Consider the following 23428-nt stretch of genomic DNA (forward strand, 5'->3'; position numbering starts at 1 on the left):
ACCAAGACACAAACAGATTTTCACAAACCTATTGCCTGTTGCCTTTTGCCTACTATTTACTCAAAACTTAAAGAAGTCCTGCTGACTCATACAATCTTTTGAGCATTGCTGTAATTCTTGTTCCATAATCTAAATCTGCTGACCAGCGCCCTGATAGTTGGTCAATTAATGGTGCAATTCCTCGCGTCACAAAGCGAAACCTGGGATCTACTACTTCCTGTACCAAAGGCTCTAAACTAGCGTAAGCTTTTAGATGTTGGACGTGTGCCCTGACTCCAATTCTGGCACTGGGAAAAGATGCAGCCTCGGAACCGCCGCCGATAGTACCTAAACCAGCAAAGTTATTTTGTTCGGGTTTAATATCACCACCAAACCTTAAAAATCCCGTTTCTACACACATTTGACAAAAGGCAATATCATAATTTACCCCTTCTATACCTGCTTCTTCTCGATAAAGTTTTGAGATATCAGGAAACTTTACCAAAGCATTTTCATTATTATTTCTGAGGAATAATTGTAACTGGACTTCTGAAGTATTACCGTTTGACATTACCCGCTCTAATTGACCAGGACAAACTATGAAATTCGAGCGCAAGCTGACAGTACGAGTTCCAGCATCCCAGCCGACTGCAACATTAAAATCCCGCAGTTCGATCGCTTTGACATAAACTATTTTCCGATAAGTAATTCGATTGACATTCGGTGCTTTTGATAAATCTATTCGCAGACGGTCTACTAAATCAATGGGAATGTAAGCATTACCATTAACTAAAATTCCTTGTTCTGAATAATTTTGCCCGTTAATATTAATATTAATTGGTGGGTAAGTCGGTTCTGTAGGAGTTCCGGTAGGATCGATTAGACGACTCCAAGATGCCAATCCGTCAGCAATTCCCAAAGCAAAATCGCGGCGACGAGTTTGCAGCAAAGCCCGATCCTCTGGACTGCTGAGAAATCCCACTTGCATTAACAAAGCTGGAAGCCTTGTCTGGCGACAAAATGCCAAACTACCCAATCCACTATTTGTATCTGGCTTGACTCCGCGATTTGGTAATTGGGGTACGCGGCGCAACAAGGCCACTAGCAACTGTTCAGCATTGGCTTTACGCTCAGTATTGTTGGCAATGTAGAACACACTAGCCCCACGCACAGCAGGACTGCCAGCTGCATCAGATTGAATTTCTAGCGCCACATCACCCCGGCGTCCACGGGAATTGATCCAGCTGATAGTTTGAGCAGCACTCAAATCATCAGGAACTGCTAAAATTTCAAAATTCCGCGCCCGCAGTTCCGTAACAATCAAATCCCGCAGCAGAATCATTTCTTTAGCTTCAGTTGTACCACCAGCGATCGCACCCGGATCGATTCCTCCCGCTTCTTTGCCTCCGTGAGCCGCCGAGATAAAAATACGTCCCATCTTTCAGTATTTCCTCTGTTAAAATTAAGCGTCAGCAATTTTAGACATAATTGGTGGCTTTGCAACAACAATATAATAGCTATCAGAAGTCGAAAGTCATTTGTCCTTTGTTATTTCTCCAAAGTTGATGGCGAGGGATTGGGGACTGGGGACTGGGGACTGGGGACTAGGGGGATAGGGGATGGAGAGACAAGCCGAATAACCAATATCCAATCCCCAATACCCAATACCCAATCCCCAGTCCCCAATACCCAATCCCCAATCCCCAATCCCCAGTCCCCAATCCCCAGTACCATGCAAATCCCCCGCTTACACCCAGACACAATTGAAGAAGTTAAACTACGAGCTGATATTGTCGATGTCGTCTCGGAGTACGTAGTTTTACGTAAACGAGGGAAAGATTTTGTCGGGTTGTGCCCGTTTCATGATGAAAAATCTCCCAGCTTCACCGTCAGCCAAACTAAGCAAATGTATTATTGCTTCGGCTGTCAAGCTGGGGGAAATGCCATTAAGTTTGTCATGGACTTGGGAAAGCGTTCTTTTGCTGAGGTAGTACTGGATTTAGCACGGCGTTACCAAATACCCGTACAAACCTTAGAACCCGAACAACGCCAAGAATTACAGCGTCAGCTGTCTTTGCGCGAACAATTATATGAAGTTCTGGCTTCTTGTGCACAGTTTTATCAACATGCCCTCAGACAATCCCAAGGGCAAAAGGCAATTGAATATTTGCAATCTAACCGCAGACTTCAAGAAGAAACCATACAGGAGTTTGGTTTAGGTTATGCGCCGGCAGGTTGGGAAACTCTGTATCGCTATTTAGTGGAAGACAAACGTTATCCAGCACAACTGGTGGAAAAAGCCGGATTGATTAAACCACGCAAAGAAGGCGGCGGTTATTATGATGTGTTCCGCGATCGCTTAATGATTCCCATCCGCGATGTCCAAGGACGCGTCATCGCTTTCGGTGGTAGAACCCTGACTGACGAACAACCAAAATATTTAAATTCACCAGAAACCGAACTTTTTAGTAAAGGTAAAACATTATTTGCCCTCGATCGCGCCAAAACCGGAATTTCCCAACTCGATCAAGCGGTGGTAGTGGAGGGTTATTTTGATGCGATCGCCCTCCACGCTGCTGGAATTAATAACGCCGTCGCCTCCCTGGGTACAGCCTTAAGCTTAGAGCAAGTGCGGCTAGTATTACGTTACAGCGAATCGAAACAACTAGTACTCAACTTTGACGCTGATAAAGCCGGAACCAATGCAGCTGAAAGAGCGATCGGCGAAATTGCCGAACTAGCATATAAAGGAGAAGTTCAGCTAAAAATTCTCAATTTACCTAATGGCAAAGATGCTGATGAATACTTGCGCGAGCAAACACCAGAAAATTATGCACAACTGTTAGCAAATGCGCCCCTTTGGCTAGACTGGCAAATTCAACAAATTATTCAAAACCGTGACTTAAAACAAGCTACCGACTTTCAACAAGTAACTCAGCAAATAGTTAAATTACTCAAAAATATCGCGAACAGCGATACGCGGAATTATTATGTTTCTTATTGTGCAGAAATCCTCAGTTTAGGCGATACCAGACTTATACCACTACGAGTCGAAAATTTACTAACTCAAATTTCTCCCCCTGCGCCTACATATTCCAAACCAGTATCAGCGAAAAAAGCATGGGGAGGTAGTGAAAAATCCCCACTCCCTACAGAACGCAGCCTTTTAGAACATGCAGAAGCATTATTACTGCGAATTTACTTGCATTGTCCCGAACAGCGTCAAGTAATTATTGACGAACTAGAAGAACGGGATTTGCAATTTAGCCTTTCCCACCATCGATTATTGTGGCGGCAGATTTTAGAAACAACGGTGGAACAGGAAGATTTTACCCTGAGCGTTCGCGTAGCGTCTCGTAGAGAAGTCGAAGGGTTAATTTCAACTCTGCAAAACAAATATTTAGAATTATCAGAAGACCTGGGATTAGTATCGCATCTATTTCATTTGAACGAGAAAACGAAGAAAGAAATACTTCGGACTCCGCAGGTGGTTCAAGCGGCGATCGCTTGCATGGATTTGGTAATGCTGGAAAAACGCTATCGCCACTTTCTCGAACTCTGGCAGCAAACCGATCCCGAAACCGAACCAGAAAAGTATCAATCCTATTATCAGGCTTTTTATGCCGAAAAACTCAAACTTCAAAAAATAGACAGACAACGGCTATTTTCCATCACAGAATTGTTGTAGCGATGTTTACTAATAAGTCAAATTCATTACTAATCCGTATTGCTCTAGCTCAATGATATGACGGTAGATAGTGTAACGCACTACCCGCTAAATCTCAGGAGAGGTTGAGTCATGGTAGCTATTGATGAGCATGGACAACTTCTAGCATTTAAGATAGATATAAGCTTTTATTCTGCCTTCCCTCAGAGGGTGAGCATTGGTTGAGTGTGGTTATTGAGTATAAAAATATATCAATAATTTATACTTACAATGCTAAAAGTAGGGTATTTGAGCATTAAACGAGAATCTTTGCATTTATTATGCCCAAAAGCGTTGATGTACAGTTTTTCTAAGGTTCACTGCATAAATCCTGATTGTCAACGTCCTTATCCTCAACCTTGGGGAAACAAATTTTGCAACAGTTGTGGCGCACCGCTACAGTTGTTAGACCGCTATGTTCCAATTCAGCGTTTGGGTTCCGGGGGATTTGCTCAAATATATACGGTTTGGGATGAAAAAACTCAAACCGAGAAAGTGCTGAAAGTGTTGGTAGAAGATTCACCAAAAGCACTGGAATTATTTACCCAAGAGGCGGAGGTTTTATCGAGATTACACCATCCTGGGGTGCCCAGAGTTGAAGCTGACGGGTATTTTCAGGTAAATTTGTTCAACCCCAAACCTCACCAGCTGCCTTGTTTGGTAATGGAAAAAATCAATGGGCAGACTTTAGAGGAGATATTACAAAAATATCCACAAGGGTGTCCAGAGAATTTGGTTTTAAACTGGTTCGCCCAAGCTGTAGAGATTTTAAAAGAATTACACAAACGTCAAATTATTCACCGAGATATTAAACCTTCTAATTTGATGCTGGATACCTTTGCAGGGGAACCAAAAAGCGATCGCCTGGTATTAATTGATTTTGGCGGAGCAAAACAAGTTAGCCCTTCAAAAGTGGGTTCCCGGTCTAGTTCCACCCGATTATTTTCTTCTGGCTACAGTCCACCAGAACAGGTGACTGGAGGCATTGTAGGGCCTGGTGCCGATTTTTATGCCCTTGGTCGAACAATGATTGAACTACTAACGGGCAAGTATCCGCCAGATTTAGAAGACCAGCAAACTGGCGAGTTGCGCTGGCGAACCCAAGTTAATGTCAACCCGGAGTTAGCAGACTTGCTGGATGAGATGGTACAGGAAGATGTGCGATCGCGTCCGGTAAATGCAGTGATGATTGAGAAACGCCTAGCCAAGATTTCTCAACCATTACCGTCGCCAGGGTTATTTTCCCAACTGCGCGATCGCCTCAAGCAAACCTCAACCCAAGCCTCCCAGAACTTGACACAGCTAACACAAGCTGTCGAACAAGCTTTAGGTCAATTTGGCCAAGGTGTAAATCAAACCATTATTTTTATTATTCAGACAATTCTGAAAATTGTACGAGCTTGTTTGGCAACGATTTGGGCGATGATGCTGACTAGTTTTGGTGCTTGTTTTGGTGCGATCGCTGGTTTTATTTTGGCCTATCGCACCAGCTTGGGGCCTCGCATTGTCGAATTTCTTTTGCTTCAGGTTAACCAATTAGTTCCCAACACCCAACCCAGCTTCGGGGCAGATATTTTAGTCTTTCTTGCTGCCGGTTGGGGAACCGCATGGGGGCTAACAGTATCCGGGTGTTTTGGTCAAAGACGGCGATTTTTAGTAGCCTCATTGATGGGGATCGTTAGTTATGGCTTCGGGTGGTTGATTTTGCAATTCATCACGCCAAGAAACAGCGGCGAGGGCTTAGTGGCAATGATTTTGCTGGGAGTTTGCCTACTCACCTTAAGTTTAGGACTTCGCAGCCATCATATAGTGTATGCAGTGTTCGCTGCCTTTGGCAGTGCGATCGGCTATGCAACTTTGATTCTTTTGAACTTAGCACCTCCGATGTTGGAATTTTCCACTCAACCAGGCTGGGCAGAGTTATACAAGCCTCTGATTTTGTTTGGTTCTGTAGGCTTATTTCTCAGCTTTTGGTTAGGAGTGAGCTTTTACCTAATTGTCCCTGGGTTGCGTTTTTTGGGCTGGAGGTAAATGGCATTGGGCATTGGGCATTGGGCATTGGGCATTGGGCATTGGGTATTGGGTATTGGGGTGTTGACTGATAACTGATTAATTATTCACACCTCTACTCCTCTGCCCCTCTGCCTCCTGCCTCCTGCCCCCCTGCCAAAAACAAGATCCCCCTAGTCGTTTTTTTTCATCGAGCTAGGGGGATCACATATGTGGTAGTCTATAAATGGTTCGGTATAGTTCCTTACGACTCGATTGTATAGCCTAGATTCCACTTTGAGTAGTCCTAACGCAACAATTTATCGTATATTCATCGCTTCTTAATCAATGCTTCATGCCTGTTATTCACTTGGCAGATTCTATATGTAATTATGACAGTACCGAGTGTACATTAGTTGTCATCCTTGTAAATATCTGTAACAAATATGAAACTTAAGATTGTCGCCACCGTCTGCTTGTTAGCTAGTTTCGGCTTTGCAGGGCAGACATTTGCATCAAACGTGCAAGACTTAGAGCAGTTGAAGGCGACAAATACTTGTCCCAGGTGTGATTTGAGTGGTGCTGACCTAACTCAACTGAATCTAAGTAGAGCCAATTTGCGGGGGGCTAACTTGAGTGGTGCAACGTTATCTCAAGTTAATCTCACCAATGCCGATCTCACAGGTGCGAATTTAGAGGGTGCAATTCTCAATTCGGCGAATCTCACTGGTGCTTCTTTAACCGGTGCAAACTTGAAATCAGCATCCCTAGAAAAAGCGGATTTGTCCTATGCAGGTTTCATGAGCGCTAATTTAGAAGCAGCAAACTTAAAGGATGCCAAATTGCTGTTTACTAATTTTCGGGCGGCAAATTACAGACTAACAATTTTGAATGATGGCGTCGTTACCTCCGACAAACCATACGGTTGGTCGTTAGAGCGTCCAAATAACAGAGAATGTAACGAGTTCAGACCCGAAGATACTCCAGGTACAACCTGCTACGGAAAATAAGGGACAATTAGAGACGTTGCATTGCAACGTCTCTACATCTGTTTGAATAGCAAAAAATCTTGGGGTGGGGGATATAATCTTTGATTTGGTAACTGTGTCTTAATAGTGGATGGGGCGATCGCTTTTTGAACAATATCCTATCTCAATATGTAGTACCGTAGCCCTTCATTGGCGACGCAATAGCTAAAGTTAAGCTAAAATTCAAGCAGAGTAAGCATTTCACGCTTAGGAATACTCCATGCTTGAGACTTTGGAAACGCGACTTTACGAACTAGAACAATTTGCCAACGCCCTTGTTTCTCATCAATTGACGCACATTAGCGTGGTGAGTGTTGGTGTCATCTTTGCAGCTGGCTTGCTCACCAGCCTAACGCCTTGTACGCTTTCTATGCTGCCAATTACCATTGGCTATATCGGCGGTTATGAAGCCAAAAGCCGTCTCCAAGGCGTTGCCCAATCAACTTGGTTTGCTCTGGGATTAGCAACTACTCTTGCAGGATTAGGTATCGTAGCAGGTTTGGTGGGAAAAGTCTACGGTCAAGTAGGAGTCGGTTTACCAATCATTGTCAGCATCATCGCCATTCTCATGGGGCTGAACTTATTGGAAGCACTACCTCTGCAATTTCCATCCTTGGGCGAAACTAATTGGATTTCCCAAGATTTGCCAGCAGGGTTGCGTTCCTATTCGCTGGGACTGACTTTCGGGTTAGTTGCATCTCCTTGCAGCACGCCTGTTTTAGCTAGCTTGCTTGGTTGGATTGCCAATACAGAAGACTTAATTTTAGGCGCTGTTTTATTACTTTCTTATACAGCCGGCTATGTAGCACCATTGATTTTAGCAGGGACTTTTACTGCTTCAATTAAAAAGTTGCTAGAACTACGCCGTTGGTCTGGTTGGATTAACCCAGTGAGTGGGGCACTATTAGTAGGATTCGGTGTATTTTCTTTAATTTCTCGAATTCCCCTTGGCAGTTTTTAAGTCAGGAGTCAGAATTCTGAATTCTGAATTCTCAAGATTGTACACCCATTAACACATGTGAGTAATGACATTAGAAGATTCGACTTCCAAAAAAATTAGTTGGTGGGCTGTATCTGGGCAGTATTTACGCCAAGAGTTTTTGCCTGTACTGACAGATTTACGACTGGCGATCGCACTATTACTATTGATTGCCATCTTTAGCGCTACAGGTACCGTAATCGAGCAAGGCCAGTCTCCAGCATTTTACCAAGCTAACTATCCAGAACATCCAGCATTGTTTGGTTTCTTAAGTTGGAAAGTAATTCAAGTAGTTGGCTTAGACCATGTATATCGTACTTGGTGGTTTTTAGCATTACTCATTTTATTTGGCACTAGCTTAACTGCTTGTTCTTTTACTCGTCAGTTACCAGCCCTAAAAGCAGCCCAACGCTGGAAATATTACGAGGAACCACGGCAATTTAAAAAACTAGCTTTAAGTGCAGAATTAGATACTGGTTCTTTGAATTCTCTAAACGAAATATTGCAGAAACGCCGCTATAAAATTTTTTCAGAACCAGAAAAAGAAAATGTTTTATATGCTCGTAAGGGAATAGTCGGGCGTATCGGGCCAATTATTGTTCATATTGGCATCGTCACTATTTTGTTAGGGGGAATTTGGGGGGCAATGACTGGATTTCTTGCCCAGGAAATGGTTGCTAGTGGCGATACATTTCAGGTGAAAAATGTTATAGATGCTGGCCCTTTGGCAGCGAAGCAAGTGCCAAAAGATTGGTCTGTGCGCGTTAATCGCTTTTGGATTGATTACACGCCAACTGGAGGTATCGATCAATTTTATTCAGATTTGTCTGTTTTAAATAATCAGGGACAAGAAGTTGACCACAAAAAGATTTTCGTCAACCAACCTCTGCGCTATCATGGCGTAACTTTCTACCAAACTGATTGGGGAATTGCAGCTGTTCGCGTCCAGTTTAATAACAGCCCAATTTTCCAGCTACCAATGGTCAAGCTGAACACCAACGGTCAAGGTGCAATTTGGGGAACCTGGATTCCTATTAAACCAGATTTGAGTGAGGGTGTCTCGGTGCTAGCCAAAGATTTGCAAGGAATGGTATTAATTTATGATGCCACTGGTAAGCTAGTTAATACTATACGCGCTGGCATGTCTGCCCCAGTCAATGGCGTGAAATTGAAAATAATAGAGGTGATAGGTAGTACTGGTTTACAAATTAAAGCCGATCCAGGCATACCGATTGTTTATTCAGGATTTGCTTTATTAATGTTGGGTGTGGTGATGAGTTACTTTTCTCACTCGCAAATTTGGGCATTAAAAAAAGGGGATTTCTTGTATGTTGGTGGTAAAACTAATCGCGCCCAAGTCGCTTTTGAACAAGAAGTTTTAGAAATTTTAGATCAATTGAGTTCGCAGCCCAAGAATGAAGATAAAGGAATAGCAATTCAAGTTTAATTGTCATTTGTAGAGACGCGATGAATCGCGTCTTTAGAATAATCATTAAAAACCCGATTCATCGCGTCTTTAAAATAATCATTACAAACCCGATTCATCACGTCTTCTGCCGCAAAGCTGGAAACGACTTGAGTAATATACTTCCTCCAACCAAAGCAAAAATCGATCCTAAGCCCGTCAAGATTAGAGTTGAAAGCCATAAACTTACCCAGGAGTCAATCGTTGCAGAATTTGGCTTGTCAGGAATGTATAGAATTTTTACCTGCTGACCTTTAGCAAATTGTGGTGGGTTAGTACCTGCATTTGATTCAAATACTGTTGATTCGCCAGAACGAGTAGTATGAAGTAGTTGATAAATCCTGGTTTTACCCCTCCCTAACCCTCCCCTTGTAAAGGGGAGGGAACAAAACTCTCTAATTTCCCCCCTTACCAAGGGGGGATTAAGGGGGGTAATTCGACTTGTGTGTACACCGTAGCCCTTGGCAAGGGGGGACGGCGACAGCCAGGGGGTAAATATATGCAGCTTCACAAAGAAACGGTATTACTGCTGAGGGTGCGGCATTTTCAAGGAGCGATGATACCGTATTATCAACAAAATTATGCGTTTCATCAACAAAAGCATGTGTTTCATCAATAAAAGCATGTGTTTCATTGACAAAAGCATGTGTTTCATCAACAAAAGCATGTGTTTTATTGATAAACACATGTGTTTCATTGACAAACACATGCGTTTCATTGACAAAAGCATAATTTGTCAATAAATTAATAATTTTTGCAATAACGTTTGTTGATTAATTTTGAATACAAGCAAAAAAACTGTTGACTTCTTAACAGTTGACAAGGTATTATATAAATAATGGAAAAGGTGTCGGCAGGTATATCCAGTTTTCCAAAGATATTAGTTAGTAGTTTGAGACTTAGCGCCGCAGCAGTATAAAAGCAATTAAGCCAACTAAAAAACAAAGCGCGAACTTTACCCAAGGGTGTTGGATAAATTGGATGAGTTTCTCTTTTATTCTGTTTGTTGGTGCAGGTGATGAGTTGATTTCGGCGATGCGAGTTTGGGCGTATTCTTGGATTGGTGCATAGTTAATGGTAGTGGCGAGTTGAGCCGCATGATTTAAGGAATTAATTGCGGCGTTTGAGCCTCCCATCTTTAACTGGACATCGGCGATAAATAATAGATTACGGCTTTGATTGTAGATACTACCAATTTGGATGTAGAGGTTTTGTGCTTGCTGGAGATAGTCAAGTGCTGTTGTCGGGTTTTCTTGTAACTTACCGAATTCTTGCAGAACGTTAGCTTCCCCCAAGCGATCGCCAATGTCGCGGTAGAATTGCAATGCGCTTTCGTAGCGTTGTAATGCTTCATCACGTCGGTCGAGAAACTGCAAAACATCGCCAATGGCAATTAATGTATTAGCTTCCCCCAAGCGTGCGCCAATGTCGCGGTAGAATTGCAATGCGCTTTCGTAGCGTTGTAAAGCTTGTTCGCTGCGTTTGAGAAACTGCAAAACATCGCCAATGGCTTTTAATGTATTAGCTTCCCCCAAGCGTGCGCCAATGTCGCGGTAGAATTGCAATGCGCTTTCGTAGCGTTGTAAAGCTTCTTCACTGCGTTTGAGAAACTGCAAAACATCGCCAATGGCTCTTAATGTATTAGCTTCCCCCAAGCGATCGCCAATGTCGCGGTATAATTGCAATGCGCTTTCGTAGCGTTGTAAAGCTTGTTCACTGCGTTTGAGAAACTGCAAAACATCGCCAATGGCTCTTAATGTATTAGCTTCCCCCAAGCGATCGCCAATGTCGCGGTATAATTGCAATGCGCTTTCGTAGCGTTGTAATGCTTGTTCACTGCGGCCGAGAAACTGCAAAACATCGCCAATGGCTTGTAATGTATTAGCTTCCCCCAAGCGATCGCCAATGTCGCGGTATAATTGCAATGCCCTTTCGTAGCGTTGTAAAGCTTGTTCACTGCGTTTGAGAAACTGCAAAACATCGCCAATGGCAATTAATGTATTAGCTTCCCCCAAGCGTGCGCCAATGTCGCGGTAGAATTGCAATGCGCTTTCGTAGCGTTGTAAAGCTTGTTCACTGCGTTTGAGAAACTGCAAAACATCGCCAATGGCTTTTAATGTATTAGCTTCCCCCAAGCGATCGCCAATGTCGCGGTATAATTGCAATGCCCTTTCGTAGCGTTGTAAAGCTTCATCACGTCGGTCGAGAAACTGCAAAACATCGCCAATGGCTTTTAATGTATTAGCTTCCCCCAAGCGTGCGCCAATGTCGCGGTAGAATTGCAATGCGCTTTCGTAGCGTTGTAATGCTTGTTCACTGCGGCCGAGAAACTGCAAAACATCGCCAATGGCAATTAATGTATTAGCTTCCCCCAAGCGATCGCCAATGTCGCGGTAGAATTGCAATGCGCTTTCGTAGCGTTGTAAAGCTTCATCACGTCGGTCGAGAAACTGCAAAACATCGCCATACACCTTGAGGAAATCACTGTAAAATCGTAATTCATCTGAATTTTCTGGCTGTTGCCACTGTTGATATAAACGTTCGTATAATGTTAGACGCACTGAGAAATAGTAATTTCTCTTCAAAAACTCGTCGCAGTCATCGTGATTATTTTCACGATAATAAACGCTAGCAAAAGCTTGGTGATATTGCCCAAGTTCGCACAGATGATGAAAAATTTCGAGATATTCTGCGACTTCATCGAGTTTATCTGTGGTTAATTCTGGCTTGCGGTGTTGTTCGTAGTAGGCGATGGCGCATTGATGCGCTGCCGGTGAACAAAACTTTTGTAAATAGCTTTGAATTAAGGGTTGAAAAGAAAACTTCCACACCCCTTGCTGTTTCTTCTCTTGTAACAGAGAACGTTTTGCTAATTGTCGCAGTTGTAATTCTAGTTCTGTGTCGTTGCTTTGGTTATCGCTAGACATATCCTTTGCTGCACAACAGTCAAAGGGTAGACGATACACGCTTAAATTCTGCAACCAAGTTTTTAATTTTGGTTCTAGACGCCTAAGACTGGCATCTAAGATTTTAGCAATACTCGCCTCTGGGTTATCTCGGTGCAAACCTAATATCTGAAAAATATCCTGCTTCAAAACATTAATATCGGCTGCTTCTCCCTCTTCAGCTTTCAACAAACCCGCCACCAGCTTCAGCAACAGAGGATGTCCATCTACACGATGAACAAATTCTACTAAATTTGTATTTAAACCTTGAATTTCCAAAGCTTGCAATAACGCCACACCTGCATCTGTATCAAGTCCACCCAGCGGTAACCAACGACTTTGGTTGAGGGTATTGTTTGGTAGCGTTGGTTGTTCGCGGCTAGTTAGCAAAATTTTACTTTCACTACTAGAACCGAACCAACGCGCCCAAAATTGGGCATAAACTTCATCGTGCCATTGTCCATCATCTTGCAGCAAAGTTTCTAGGTTATCCAAAACCAGCAAATATTTTTCTGTTTGCAAACAATGACAAACAGCAATTAATAAATCTTCTGGTTTTTCCGGTGCTGGTTTGTTTAACTCATCCAACAGCCAGCGTCCCCAAACAGCAAAAGGATAAGCATCACTAAAACTTACCCAAAGTTGTTGGGGAAAATCAGCCGCTACATCACATAATTTCGCAACCAACGCCGATTTTCCATAACCACCTGTAGCCGTGACACCAATCAAACGCACGTCGTTTGTATGTAGCCATTGCTGCAATTGCCCAAGTTCTTCACTTCGTCCTTGCCAATGACTAGTATCAGGACGCAGTGAGTTAATAACCTGACTAGAAGCATTTGACTTTATCCGTTGCCCTACGGACGACTCCAGTCAAGGCTGTGGCGGATTGCCATAGTAGTTGTTATTAGTTACATTACCAAAGTTATTAGTATTGCGATCGCCCGTCACTTTGGTTTGATAATTCTGTCCGCCATAGTTGTACTGATTTTGACTGCTGTTATCTTCCACCCGATGAAAATTGATTTCCTCAGCAATTTTTTGGACATCAGTAGCAAAATTATTATCTGCTTTCATGGCATCCAAAAGATAAACCGCCACTCGCTGTAACGCTTCCTCGTTGCCTCGTTCCACATCAGCCAAAGCATCCTTAGCCCCAGCATTACCACCGAGTTTTTGCCGAATCTTCTGATACAGTTCGTCAATCTTCTTCAGTCCCGCCTCAGTAAACTTCTCGCCTAACTTGCCCACACCAGACTCAAAAAACTTGTTAAAAGCAACTTTGGCGATGGCCTGTGCTGCTGCTAAGGTAATGAGGTCACCCATATCTATAGAATTCCGCGATCGCTAATTCATGTTTATAACTGTTTATACGGCTGACTAAAGTATAAACTGTCAAATTTCCGCAAATTTCTTAATAAACACTCTGCATCTCCCACCATCCTCCCACACCTCCCACACCTCCCCATGCCCAATCCCCCATCCCTTTTGTCCCACCATTTGGTAAGTTAGTACATAGTCTGAAACAATAGCAGTTATCGCAAGAGGGGATTACGTTGAGTCACCATCCAGATGCCATTGCCCCCCACGGTGGACAGTTAGTTAACCGTATCGCCACACCAGAACAAAGAGAGGAATTTCTCTCAAAAGCTGACTTTTTGCCACGAGTGCAGCTTGACGATCGCGCCGTTTCTGATTTAGAAATGATAGCGATCGGTGCTTTTAGTCCACTCACGGGTTTTATGAACCAAGAGGACTACGATCGCACTGTCACAGAAATGCGACTAGCTAACGGTGTTGTGTGGTCAATACCAATTACACTATCGGTAGCCGAAGAAGTAGCTTCCCCTCTCCAAGAAGGTAGCTTGATTCGCCTCGATAACCCCGCAGGTAAGTTTATTGGAGTTTTGCAACTCACCCAAAAATACCACTACGACAAAACCCGCGAGGCAATTAATGTCTACCGCACTGATGATGCCAATCATCCCGGCGTACAGGTAATCTATAACCAAGGCTCAGTACATCTGGCTGGTGACATCTGGCTATTGCAACGGGAACCCCATCCCCAGTTTCCCGCTTACCAAATCGATCCCGCAGCCTCACGGCAAATGTTCCGCGAAAATGGCTGGAAAACTATTGTCGGTTTCCAAACTCGCAACCCCATCCACCGCGCCCATGAATACATCCAAAAGTGCGCCTTAGAAACAGTGGATGCGCTATTTTTACATCCATTAGTCGGCGCAACCAAAGATGATGATATTCCCGCCGACGTGCGGATGCGCTGTTATGAAATTTTGCTGGAACACTACTATCCCCACGACAGGGTAATTTTGGCAATAAATCCCGCCGCCATGCGTTATGCTGGCCCTCGCGAAGCCATATTCCATGCCCTAGTCCGCAAAAACTACGGCTGCACTCACTTTATCGTTGGCCGCGACCATGCTGGTGTTGGTAATTATTATGGCACCTATGATGCTCAATACATCTTTGATGAATTTGAGCCAGCCGAATTAGGCATCGTGCCCATGAAATTTGAACACGCCTTCTACTGCACCCGTACCAAACAGATGGCGACAACTAAAACCAGTCCCAGCAAACCAGAAGAACGCGTTCACCTTTCAGGAACCAAAGTTAGGGAAATGCTGCGACGCGGTGAATTACCTCCACCAGAATTTTCCCGCCCTGAAGTCGCCGCAGAGTTGGCGCGGGCAATGCGGATAGAGGTGTCGGTTTAGGGCATTGGGCATTGGGCATTGGGTATGGGGAGGTGTGGGAGGTGTGGGAGGTGTGGGAGGTGTGGCAGGTGTGGGAGGTGTGGGAGGTGTGGGAGGTGTGGGAGGTGTGGCAGGTGTGGGAGGTGTGGCAGGTGTGGGAGGTGTGGGAGGTGTGGGAGGTGTGGGAGGTGTGGGAGGTGTGGGAAGTAAATCTTTCCCCCCTCTCTCCCCACACTCCCCCATCCCCCCTCTCTCCCCACACCCCCCTATCCCCCCACACTCCCCACACTCCCCCATCTTCCCAGTCCCCATTCCCCAGTCCCCAGTCCCCAGTCCCTACCTCCCCAGTCCCCCTTTACACTACAGCCCTCAAACCTTTAAGCTGCTAGCTGGTAGGCTGAGAACTGATGGCTAATTATGAAACGGCGCACGTTTTTAAACAGAATTGGCTCAATACTCGCTGTATTGGGGCTAACTGAAGCTGAGTGGTTGACTTTGGGAAACCGCTACTACTATGCTTTGGCACAACCCAGTCCGCGCAAGTTGGCATTATTAATCGGTATTAACCAATACCCAAAACTTCCCTACCTCAGTGGTTGTCTCACTGATGTAGAACTGCAAAGAGAACTTTTGATTCATCGCTTTGGCTTCCAAAGGTCAGATATTCTCACCTTAACAGAGGAACAAGCTAGCAGGGAATTCATTGAGGCGGCTTTTGTAGACCACCTGGGCAAGCAAGCTCAAGCTGATGATGTGGTGGTGTTCCATTTTAGCGGCTATGGCAGTCGTGTCAAATTGGAAACATCTTCAGATGCAATGCAAAATGCTCTGGTGCCAGCTAATGAAAGTCAAAATACACAAAATGAAAAAATAGTCAATTATTTATTAGAAGAAAGTTTACTATTATTATTGCGATCGCTCCCCACAAACCGAGTCACAGGAGTATTAGATACTAGTTATTCGGTTCCTAACTCAGTCATCGGATTAAAAATTCGCGCCCTCCAGGAGTCACCAGAAGCCAAGCTGGTAGCAGAGGAACTGGATTTTCTCAAAGAACTGAAAACTCAAAAATCACGCAGCACTCCTGTTGTGTTAACTGCTACTTCAAGTTACAAACAGTCAGCGAGGGAAGCAGTCTTTTCTGGTTTTAGCGCCGGGTTATTTACTTACGCCTTGACTCAGTATTTATGGGAAATTACACCAGCTACTAAAATTCAAGTCGCTCTTTCTCATGTGGAAAATTCTTTGTACAAATTGGGTAGCAAACAGCAACCAGATTTATTAAATACACAGAAAAATCAAAATGTAGAGACGTTACATCTAACGTCTCTACTGCCAGATAGTAACATTGGCGGAGAGGGCGTGGTGAGAGCCGTTGAAGAAGACGGCAAAACAGTGCAGCTGTGGTTGGCAGGATTACCTCCCCAAGTGCTGCTATACTACGGAGTGAATTCTCGATTGACTCTACCAACAACAGAGCAATTGGTATTGCGATCGCGTAGTGGGTTAACAGCAAAAGCGCAATTTTTCAAAATTGAAGGTGCAACTCCGGCGCAAGTCGGGCAACTTGTCCAAGAAGCAGTCCGCGTTTTACCAAAAAATATTAATTTAATAATTGGTCTGGATACTCAGCTCGAAAGAATTGAACGAGTAGACGCCACAAGTGGCTTTGCCGCTACTGCTCATGTGTCCACCGTAGTAGCAGGAGAACAACCAGCTGATTATATATTTGGTAAGCTCCAGCAAACACCTAGTCGCTATGGACTATTTACTCTCGATGGCGAGTTAATTCCCGACACCGCAGGCGTTGTTGGCGAAGCCGTAAAAGTTGCAGTACTGCGGTTAGCACCGAAGCTATCGACTTTACTAGCAGCCAAATTATGGCGACTCACAGAAAATGAAGGTTCTTCCCGCCTAGCCATCAAAGCAACCCTAGAGATAATTAGTGATAAATCACCCCAAGCCTTAACGCAGCGCCAAACACAGCGAACTCAACACTCATCACTCAACACTCAGCAGTCAACATTCCGCACTCCCATTGTCCCTATCGGTAGTCGAATGCAATATCGGCTGCAAAATGAGAGCGATCGACCAGTATACTTAATTTTGCTAGGTTTAAAAAATAATCAGACGCCAACTGTCTTTTACTCTTGGGAAACTCCACAAGAACCAAACACTACGGAAAATAAACCTCTTTTCCAAGAAGTTGTCATCGCCCCAGGTGAAACCCTTACCTTGCCCAAAAATAATGCTGGTTCTGAGTGGGTAATTCCAGCGCCAGCCTTCTTTTCGGAACAACAACTAATTTTTAGTATTGCTCCCTTGAGTGCAACTCTCGCCGCCTTAAACACTGCAAACTATCCCACACCCGACCAGCATCCAATTGTTCCATTGTCGAAACCGTTAGATGTTGCCCAAGCCTTACTCCAAGATTTACATAACGCCAACTTCATCAAAACCGAAATGAACGGCACAGCAACCGACTCATATATTTTGGATGTAAATAATTGGGCAAGTCTAAGCTTTACCTTTCAAGTTGCGTGAACGCAGATGGGCCAAACAGCGAGTGTTGACTGTTGATGCTATGAAATATTTCCAAACTAAGAAATTTTTTTCTTAACTGTCTTAACTGTCCAAAAATTATTTCTTAACTGTCTTAACTGTCCTTGTGTTTTTGCTTTAATACTGAGAATATTTCAGTATAATTCCAGCTGGAATAGACATAGAGCAAATTAGTAAACAGAAGGAATCATGTCTGACATCAAAAAACTTGGTCAATCTTGGATATTTAATTGGTTCTTTGGCTTTAGCCAGATCCCTACAGATGAAGATTGTTGCATTTACATGAAATCAGTTTTATGTTGCGCTAAGGGAGATGGAGTTCTCTCACAGCAAGAAAAAGATTGGGCTATTGGATTCTGTGCATCCTGGGGAGTAGCAGACTGGGTAATTGAAGAGCTAAAAGCATACGACGCAGATGAAGATATAAAGGATGTCATTGCTCGCTCTCCTCAAGTTTCCATAGCACAAAGAGATTTACTTCTCACAGCAATTAGGGCTTCGGCTGCTGATGGAGAAATTCATGAACAGGAAAAGAAAAAAATTCTGCAAATGGCTTCTATTATAGGAGTCAAAGAAGAGATAGTAGAGCAGTTAGAGCAACTACACCAAGAAGAATTAGCATTACGGCAAAAGCGTGTTAAGCTGCTATATCCGGAGAAAAGCCCCTATTAGTAATCTACAGCTAATGCGATCGCTTATTTAAAGGATGTCTGAAAAGTTTTTTGTATACAGCAAAGGCTTAGAGATCCCCCTAAATCCACGCCACTTGCTTGGCTGTCGGCAGAGCCGCCCAACGCAGTGGTTCCCCTTTAAAAGGGAGACTTTGAGCCTCTTATTCCCCTCTTTTTTAAGGGGGATCGGCAAACATTTGATACTCCTCAGACATCCTCTTAGAAACTCTCTATCCTCAATTAAATAATAGGCCTTACGTTATCATCAACTGTTCCCCAAGAGGTGATAAAGATGTTCAAATTGTCACTTTACAGAAGAAAGGCAGAGGGCAGGAGGCAGAAGGCAGAAGGCTTGATGATAAAAAATTAAGTTGAACTACCCACAAGTTCATCAAAAGCAGTATTTACAGACACTTCTTTCCAAGCATCTAGTTCTGTTTTCACCGACTCCAGTTTGGCATTAATAGCAGAAATAGCATCTTCTCCTAACACCAATCTCAGTGGCGGATTATTACTATTAACAGCTTTAATAATTGCCAAAGCTGCTTTTTTCGGATCGCCTGGTTCCTGAAATTCCAATTTATTATCTAATATATCTTGCGCCCCTTGACGCATTTCACCAATCACTGTTTCATAGTCCTGAATTTCATTATCAGCGATAACCAAAGAACCCGTGACAAATTCTGTACGAAAAGCACCAGGTTCGACAATTGTGATTTTGATACCCAGAGGTGTAACTTCCTGAGCCAATGCTTCAGAAATTCCTTCTATGGCAAATTTTGTACCATTATAAATTCCCGTACCAGCATAACCAACAAAGCCACCCACCGATGAGATATTAACTATGTGTCCACTGCGTTGCTCTCGCATATAAGGTAGTACATTGCGGAGCACTTCTAAAACACCAAAAAAGTTGGTTTCAAACTGACGGCGAACTCCTTCATTGCTGACTTCTTCTATTGCTCCTAAAATTCCATATCCGGCATTATTAACAAGTACATCAATGCGTCCAAATTTGGTAATTGCTTGTTTGACTGCTTGTTGTATTTCTTCAGGTTTAGTGACATCAAGTTGCACCGCCAATGTATGTTCTGGAAAACTTGCTGCTAAATCTTGTATTAATTCTGGATTCCTTGCAGTTAACACTACAGTGTCACCCTGCTCTAACACCGTTTTTGCTAATGCCCGACCCAAGCCTTTTGAGCTACCAGTAATAAACCATACTCGTCTTTCAATACTTGAGGATATGACCATAAAACTCTCCATTTTTAGTAAAAGAATTCAAGGGTAAGTCAGACAGAATCCAAAATTTAATGTTGTCTGACTAGGGTAAGCTGATGTGCTTTTAAGTTGCATAACCTTAGCCTCAAAAAGACGCGGGTATGCAATGTAAATGGTGAACCACCATACCAAAACAATTAATTGCAGGTCTGAATTTTCTGATGACTACTGAATTCTCAATTTTTCTTTAGATCCCGATCTGCTTACTAAATGTTGCCAGATGTTTCCTGCATCTTTTTCCGCAGACTAAGCGGCCTCATGTCAGTCCAAACTTCTTTAATGTAATTCAGACACTCTTGCTTCAAACCATTTTTACCAACATCCTTCCAACCAATAGGATTTTCGCGGTCAGATGGCCAAATGGAATATTGTTCTTCGTGATTAACTACAACTTTGTAAATTGTTGTGTCTTCTTTTTCATCTTGATACATAATTGACCTGTTGATGTTAATTAAATAGTGGAATTTAATCAAGGAACTACAGAATAAGAGAAAATTAAGAGTAGAAAATTTTATTCAGCTTTTTTCTTAAAATTGTCATTTTCAAACCTAGAACTGTTTGTATTTTGTTGTTTTAACTTTGAGAAAACTTAAAGATTTAAATTCTAAAACTGTTAATATTAAAACAAGTAGCATAAATAAAATATCTGCAAAAAGTATACCAGAATATATACCCCTTACACCTGCAATTTTTGAAAACAATATAACTGTTGGTACAGTTAAAATTATACTTTTTATCAAAACTACTACTAACACAGTTTTACCTTTGCCTATAGATAGAAAAAGAGTGTTACTAAAGTATGCTAAAGGCCATATCGGCATTAATACACTCATAATTCTAAAATTTAACAAATCGCCATTCATAAATTTAACATCTGGTAGAAGTATTTCTAAAAACATCTTTGGAAATAATTGTAAAGGCAGCCAAATTAATATTAATAAAAAAGTTGCTATGATTGCAAAAGTTAAATATGCTTTTTTGATCCTTCCGTAATTTTGTGCGCCATAATTGATCCCAATTATAGGTTGTAATGCTTGTGAGAACCCAATAATAGGAATAAATACAATTGAAATTACTTTTCCTGCTGCTGCATAGAAAGCAATATCAGTATTTGTTCCATAGTGAGAAATTGAATTAAAAATTACAAAATCTTGTAGCAATATGGTAAATGGATAAAATAGTTCGGAGATTCCAACTGATAAAATTTGGGGGATTAAGTCTATGGCGATCGCTATTTTTTTTAAACTAGCTGGGATAGAACTTTTCCCAACAATAAAATAACCTAAATTAGCAATGCTATAAACAACCATCGCCATAACTGTAGCGAGAGCAATACCTTGAGTTCCCCAATTAAACGCACTAATAAATATATAATTTAATGCAATATTAACAATAACAAAAAGCCAATCAAATATTAAAGTTAATTTAAGGTTTCCTTCTGATTTTATCAGCTTGCTACAACCTTCCGCTAAAATCAAAAATACTGAACCTATTATATAAGTATTAAAATATTTTGTGCCTTCTAAAGCAACTACACCAGTTCCTCCCATTAATAAAATTAATTTCCCGCCATAACTATAACCAATAATAGTAATTAAGAGTGAAATTACAGCAGTAATAACTATTAAATTACCAAAGATTTTGGACTGAGTTTTAACATCTCCTGAACCAATAGCTCGACTCAGAACAGAAGCAGAACCCACCCCGATACAAAAAGCAAATCCATTTATTATAGCTATAATTGGCAGTGCCAGCGAAATGCCAGCCAAAGCACTTTCACCAATAAATCTTCCTGCAAATAAAGCATCAATAAAAGTATTTAAACTCAGCATCAATATCCCTAAAGTACTAGGAATTGATAACTTCAACATTAGTTGAGCAAGATTACCATCAAGGATTTCATTGGTGATTTGAGATTGTTTTTGTGAAGTCATTTTTTAGTTTTCGGATTCCCTGTTTACTCAACCTTAATCAAACGACTAACACGATATTGCTTCACTGCTTCTAACTCCATCTCTTTTGCTGAGTTAAATGCACTCATGACCTCACCACAAACTTCTATTGTGGCTTCATAAGCACCTGAAGTACTACCATCTGGAAGGGCAAAATCAATCCTAACTTCTGCCCAGTTGCCATCTTTTTCCATCGCTAATACTTTGCCTGCTTTCAAGTAATTTAGCCAATTCCAACCAGACTGCATCCAAATTTCGCACTCAGCAATTTGCTCAAATTTACTTAAACCAGTCCATCCTCGGTAATATTGACGCAAACCAAAAACTGAACCATTTTGTTGCACTAATAAATCCAATACATCTGGCTCTAAATGTCCCCACAAAGAGCCTTGAGGTAAATCAATTAATGTAGGAGCAAACTGATGCCCACCAAAGTGAGTTGTTTGCCAAACGCGTAATTTTTCATTAGAAACAGGAGCGTATTCTTTACGTAATTGTCGATATATGGGAGTCCCAAATCTTCCACAAGCCAGGTCAACTTGAGCATGAGTGCAAACCATCAGTTCGCGAATGTCATTTGTTTGTTGTTGATATTGCTGAAATTGGGATAAATTGTTGGGTTGTTGTATCAATTGCTGAAATATTGCTGTCAACAAATCAGCGGCTTTACTTTCTGGAACGACAAACTCTTGTTTCTCAAACTGAGAAAACAGTGTTGCAGGGCGATAATAGTAGAAAATGCGGGTAAAACCAGGATGAGAATATTCGCGGTCAGGGGCAATTAGTATTGGTTTTAAATTAACCCCATGCTGAAAAATTAACTCTTGGAATAAACCTATTACTGATTTAATAATTGGATTTTTCTGAAATATTTCTTGCGGCCAAGGTTGCGGAACTTCCATAATCAACCAATGTTCACAAGTACCTGCTGTCCCAATTAAATCTTCTCCATTAGCTTTAGAAACCAAAGAACAAAAACGACAGTCTCTTGCCAGTAGTTCTTTAACATTTTCAGTTGGCATATTTACTATCTTTGTTATTATTTTTTATTTAAAAATAATTTGACATAAGAGCCATTTTGGATTTTTGAAAAAACTTAGCACAACTTTAAAAGCTTGTTTCCTTGATTACACAAATCAGTTTAAAAATCAAAACAAATTCCGATAGCGAGAAATTACTAATCAAGTCCCATTCCTTTTCGCATATCCTGATAAAAATTGTCATAAAAATATTGGTGCGGGACTAACCTTTTATACAAAGCATACAAAGTAAGACGCCAGTATGATTGCACTACAAAATATTGTCTTTTAGGTTTGCGAGCTTCCAATGCCTGAAAAATCTTATTTGCCACTTTTTCAGATGCTAAACCTCCACTACGATTATCTTGTACCGATCCTTGCATATATATTTTGTAATTCTTGCCATATATCGCTTTAATTTCCGATGACATATTCGCCAACGTTTTCTGATAACTAGCTTCTACTTTGTCAGCCTGTTCTGGAGTTACTATTCCTGCTGGTAATATGGAAATAACATCAACTCCACTAGAAAATAATTCCATTCGTAAAGAATCTGTAATTGCTTCGATCGCAAATTTGGAAGCAGATAAAAGACTTCTATAAGGTAGAGCCAATCTGCCACAAATTGCACTGATATTAATAATCCGCCCCTTAGCTTGTCTAATCAACGGTAAAAATGCTTGTGTGACAGCAATTTGACCAACAACATTGACTTCAAAATTAAATCTAACATCATCTATTGGAATACATTCTAAAGGCCCATCTACCGCTATAACTGCATTATTAATTAATGCGAATAATCCTTCCTCTCCAACTGCTAGCGAGACAAAATCCGTAGCAGATTTAATTTCTTCAGCTTTTGTCAAATCCATAATAATTGGTGTTAAATTACCAGATGCAGCTTCCTTGAGCGACTGTGCATCTTTCTCAGTGCGGACTCCAGCAAAAACACGATACCCTTGTTTGGCTAATAAAAGTGCAGTTGCTCGACCTAAACCTGTGGATGTCCCTGTGATAACGACTGCGCCCTTATGATTCTGATTCATACCAATTTTCCCCCAAATGGAATGTATTTTTCTGCCACAAAATGGTTAGTTGAGAAATGCAAGATATATCAACTGAATGAACAACTAAAACC

20 protein-coding genes and 1 pseudogene are annotated in these 23428 nt (G+C 41.9%); 9 read left to right on the plus strand and 12 right to left on the minus strand.

All coding sequences use genetic code 11. The annotated features are described in order from the left end of the window. Window positions 1-67: 67 nt before the first annotated feature. On the minus strand, window positions 68-1417 hold the full coding sequence (tftA, locus tag H6H03_RS09150) for a hormogonium tapered terminus morphoprotein TftA (RefSeq protein WP_190954825.1): 1350 nt from the start codon (window positions 1415-1417) through the stop codon (window positions 68-70). A gap of 110 nt (window positions 1418-1527) precedes the next feature. Further along, complete coding sequence (locus tag H6H03_RS09155) at window positions 1528-1713, minus strand: hypothetical protein (RefSeq protein WP_190954826.1); 186 nt, start codon at window positions 1711-1713, stop codon at window positions 1528-1530. Here H6H03_RS09155 and dnaG point away from each other — a divergent pair. From dnaG to H6H03_RS09180, 5 genes are all read left to right on the plus strand, one after another. Then, the gene (gene dnaG, locus H6H03_RS09160; protein WP_190954827.1) at window positions 1712-3667 is read left to right on the plus strand and encodes a DNA primase; all 1956 of its coding nucleotides are present in this window, start codon (window positions 1712-1714) and stop codon (window positions 3665-3667) included. The genes H6H03_RS09155 and dnaG overlap by 2 nt on opposite strands. Before the next feature lie 315 nt (window positions 3668-3982). After that, on the plus strand, window positions 3983-5716 hold the full coding sequence (locus H6H03_RS09165; RefSeq protein ID WP_190954974.1) for a serine/threonine protein kinase: 1734 nt from the start codon (window positions 3983-3985) through the stop codon (window positions 5714-5716). A gap of 404 nt (window positions 5717-6120) precedes the next feature. Continuing rightward, complete coding sequence (locus tag H6H03_RS09170) at window positions 6121-6684, plus strand: pentapeptide repeat-containing protein (RefSeq protein WP_190954828.1); 564 nt, start codon at window positions 6121-6123, stop codon at window positions 6682-6684. Between the two features lie 238 nt (window positions 6685-6922). Continuing rightward, window positions 6923-7663 (plus strand): cytochrome c biogenesis protein CcdA, encoded by a 741-nt coding sequence (locus tag H6H03_RS09175; protein WP_190954829.1) that lies wholly within the window; start codon window positions 6923-6925, stop codon window positions 7661-7663. Between the two features lie 64 nt (window positions 7664-7727). Then, entirely contained in the window at window positions 7728-9128 is a 1401-nt protein-coding gene (locus H6H03_RS09180; protein WP_190954830.1) for a cytochrome c biogenesis protein, read from the plus strand. Here H6H03_RS09180 and H6H03_RS42200 read toward each other — a convergent pair. From H6H03_RS42200 to H6H03_RS09200, 5 genes and pseudogenes are all read right to left on the minus strand, one after another. Beyond that, complete coding sequence (locus H6H03_RS42200; protein WP_449289991.1) at window positions 9125-9328, minus strand: hypothetical protein; 204 nt, start codon at window positions 9326-9328, stop codon at window positions 9125-9127. The genes H6H03_RS09180 and H6H03_RS42200 overlap by 4 nt on opposite strands. A 20-nt stretch (window positions 9329-9348) precedes the next feature. Further along, window positions 9349-9657 (minus strand): annotated as a pseudogene (locus tag H6H03_RS09185) (hypothetical protein); the annotation flags it as partial. Then, entirely contained in the window at window positions 9569-9886 is a 318-nt protein-coding gene (locus tag H6H03_RS09190) for a hypothetical protein (RefSeq protein ID WP_190954988.1), read from the minus strand. The pseudogene H6H03_RS09185 and the gene H6H03_RS09190, both read right to left, overlap by 89 nt. A 159-nt stretch (window positions 9887-10045) precedes the next feature. After that, on the minus strand, window positions 10046-12964 hold the full coding sequence (locus H6H03_RS09195) for a tetratricopeptide repeat protein (protein ID WP_313931824.1): 2919 nt from the start codon (window positions 12962-12964) through the stop codon (window positions 10046-10048). Continuing rightward, window positions 12965-13417: a hypothetical protein gene (locus H6H03_RS09200; protein ID WP_190954833.1), complete on the minus strand. Its 453-nt coding sequence runs from the start codon at window positions 13415-13417 to the stop codon at window positions 12965-12967. A gap of 230 nt (window positions 13418-13647) precedes the next feature. On the opposite strand from H6H03_RS09200, the gene sat reads away from it, so the two are divergent. The 4 genes from sat (at window position 13648) to H6H03_RS09220 (ending at window position 18039) form a co-directional block, all read left to right on the plus strand. Further along, complete coding sequence (gene sat, locus H6H03_RS09205; RefSeq protein ID WP_190954834.1) at window positions 13648-14826, plus strand: sulfate adenylyltransferase; 1179 nt, start codon at window positions 13648-13650, stop codon at window positions 14824-14826. Between the two features lie 4 nt (window positions 14827-14830). Next, window positions 14831-15220 carry a hypothetical protein gene (locus H6H03_RS09210; RefSeq protein ID WP_190954835.1) on the plus strand — a complete coding sequence of 130 codons (390 nt, stop codon included), beginning with the start codon at window positions 14831-14833 and terminating at the stop codon, window positions 15218-15220. A 2-nt stretch (window positions 15221-15222) separates the two neighbouring features. Next, window positions 15223-17349 carry a caspase family protein gene (locus H6H03_RS09215; RefSeq protein WP_190954836.1) on the plus strand — a complete coding sequence of 709 codons (2127 nt, stop codon included), beginning with the start codon at window positions 15223-15225 and terminating at the stop codon, window positions 17347-17349. A gap of 207 nt (window positions 17350-17556) precedes the next feature. After that, window positions 17557-18039, plus strand: a complete 483-nt coding sequence (locus H6H03_RS09220; protein ID WP_190954837.1) for a hypothetical protein — start codon at window positions 17557-17559, stop codon at window positions 18037-18039. Between the two features lie 365 nt (window positions 18040-18404). Here the strand turns inward: H6H03_RS09220 and H6H03_RS09225 are convergent, their stop codons facing one another. From H6H03_RS09225 to H6H03_RS09245, 5 genes are all read right to left on the minus strand, one after another. Next, window positions 18405-19292 (minus strand): oxidoreductase, encoded by an 888-nt coding sequence (locus H6H03_RS09225; RefSeq protein ID WP_190954838.1) that lies wholly within the window; start codon window positions 19290-19292, stop codon window positions 18405-18407. 233 nt (window positions 19293-19525) lie between these two features. Beyond that, a complete protein-coding gene (locus H6H03_RS09230) occupies window positions 19526-19750 on the minus strand; it encodes an MbtH family protein (RefSeq protein WP_190954839.1) in 225 nt (74 codons plus the stop codon). A gap of 117 nt (window positions 19751-19867) precedes the next feature. Further along, window positions 19868-21253 (minus strand): MATE family efflux transporter, encoded by a 1386-nt coding sequence (locus H6H03_RS09235; protein WP_190954840.1) that lies wholly within the window; start codon window positions 21251-21253, stop codon window positions 19868-19870. A gap of 23 nt (window positions 21254-21276) precedes the next feature. Then, window positions 21277-22293: a sucrase ferredoxin gene (locus H6H03_RS09240; RefSeq protein WP_190954841.1), complete on the minus strand. Its 1017-nt coding sequence runs from the start codon at window positions 22291-22293 to the stop codon at window positions 21277-21279. Between the two features lie 155 nt (window positions 22294-22448). After that, window positions 22449-23336 (minus strand): SDR family NAD(P)-dependent oxidoreductase, encoded by an 888-nt coding sequence (locus H6H03_RS09245; protein WP_190954842.1) that lies wholly within the window; start codon window positions 23334-23336, stop codon window positions 22449-22451. Window positions 23337-23428: the final 92 nt, after the last annotated feature.

Source organism: Nostoc paludosum FACHB-159, assembly GCF_014698835.1.
GTDB lineage: Bacteria > Cyanobacteriota > Cyanobacteriia > Cyanobacteriales > Nostocaceae > Nostoc > Nostoc paludosum.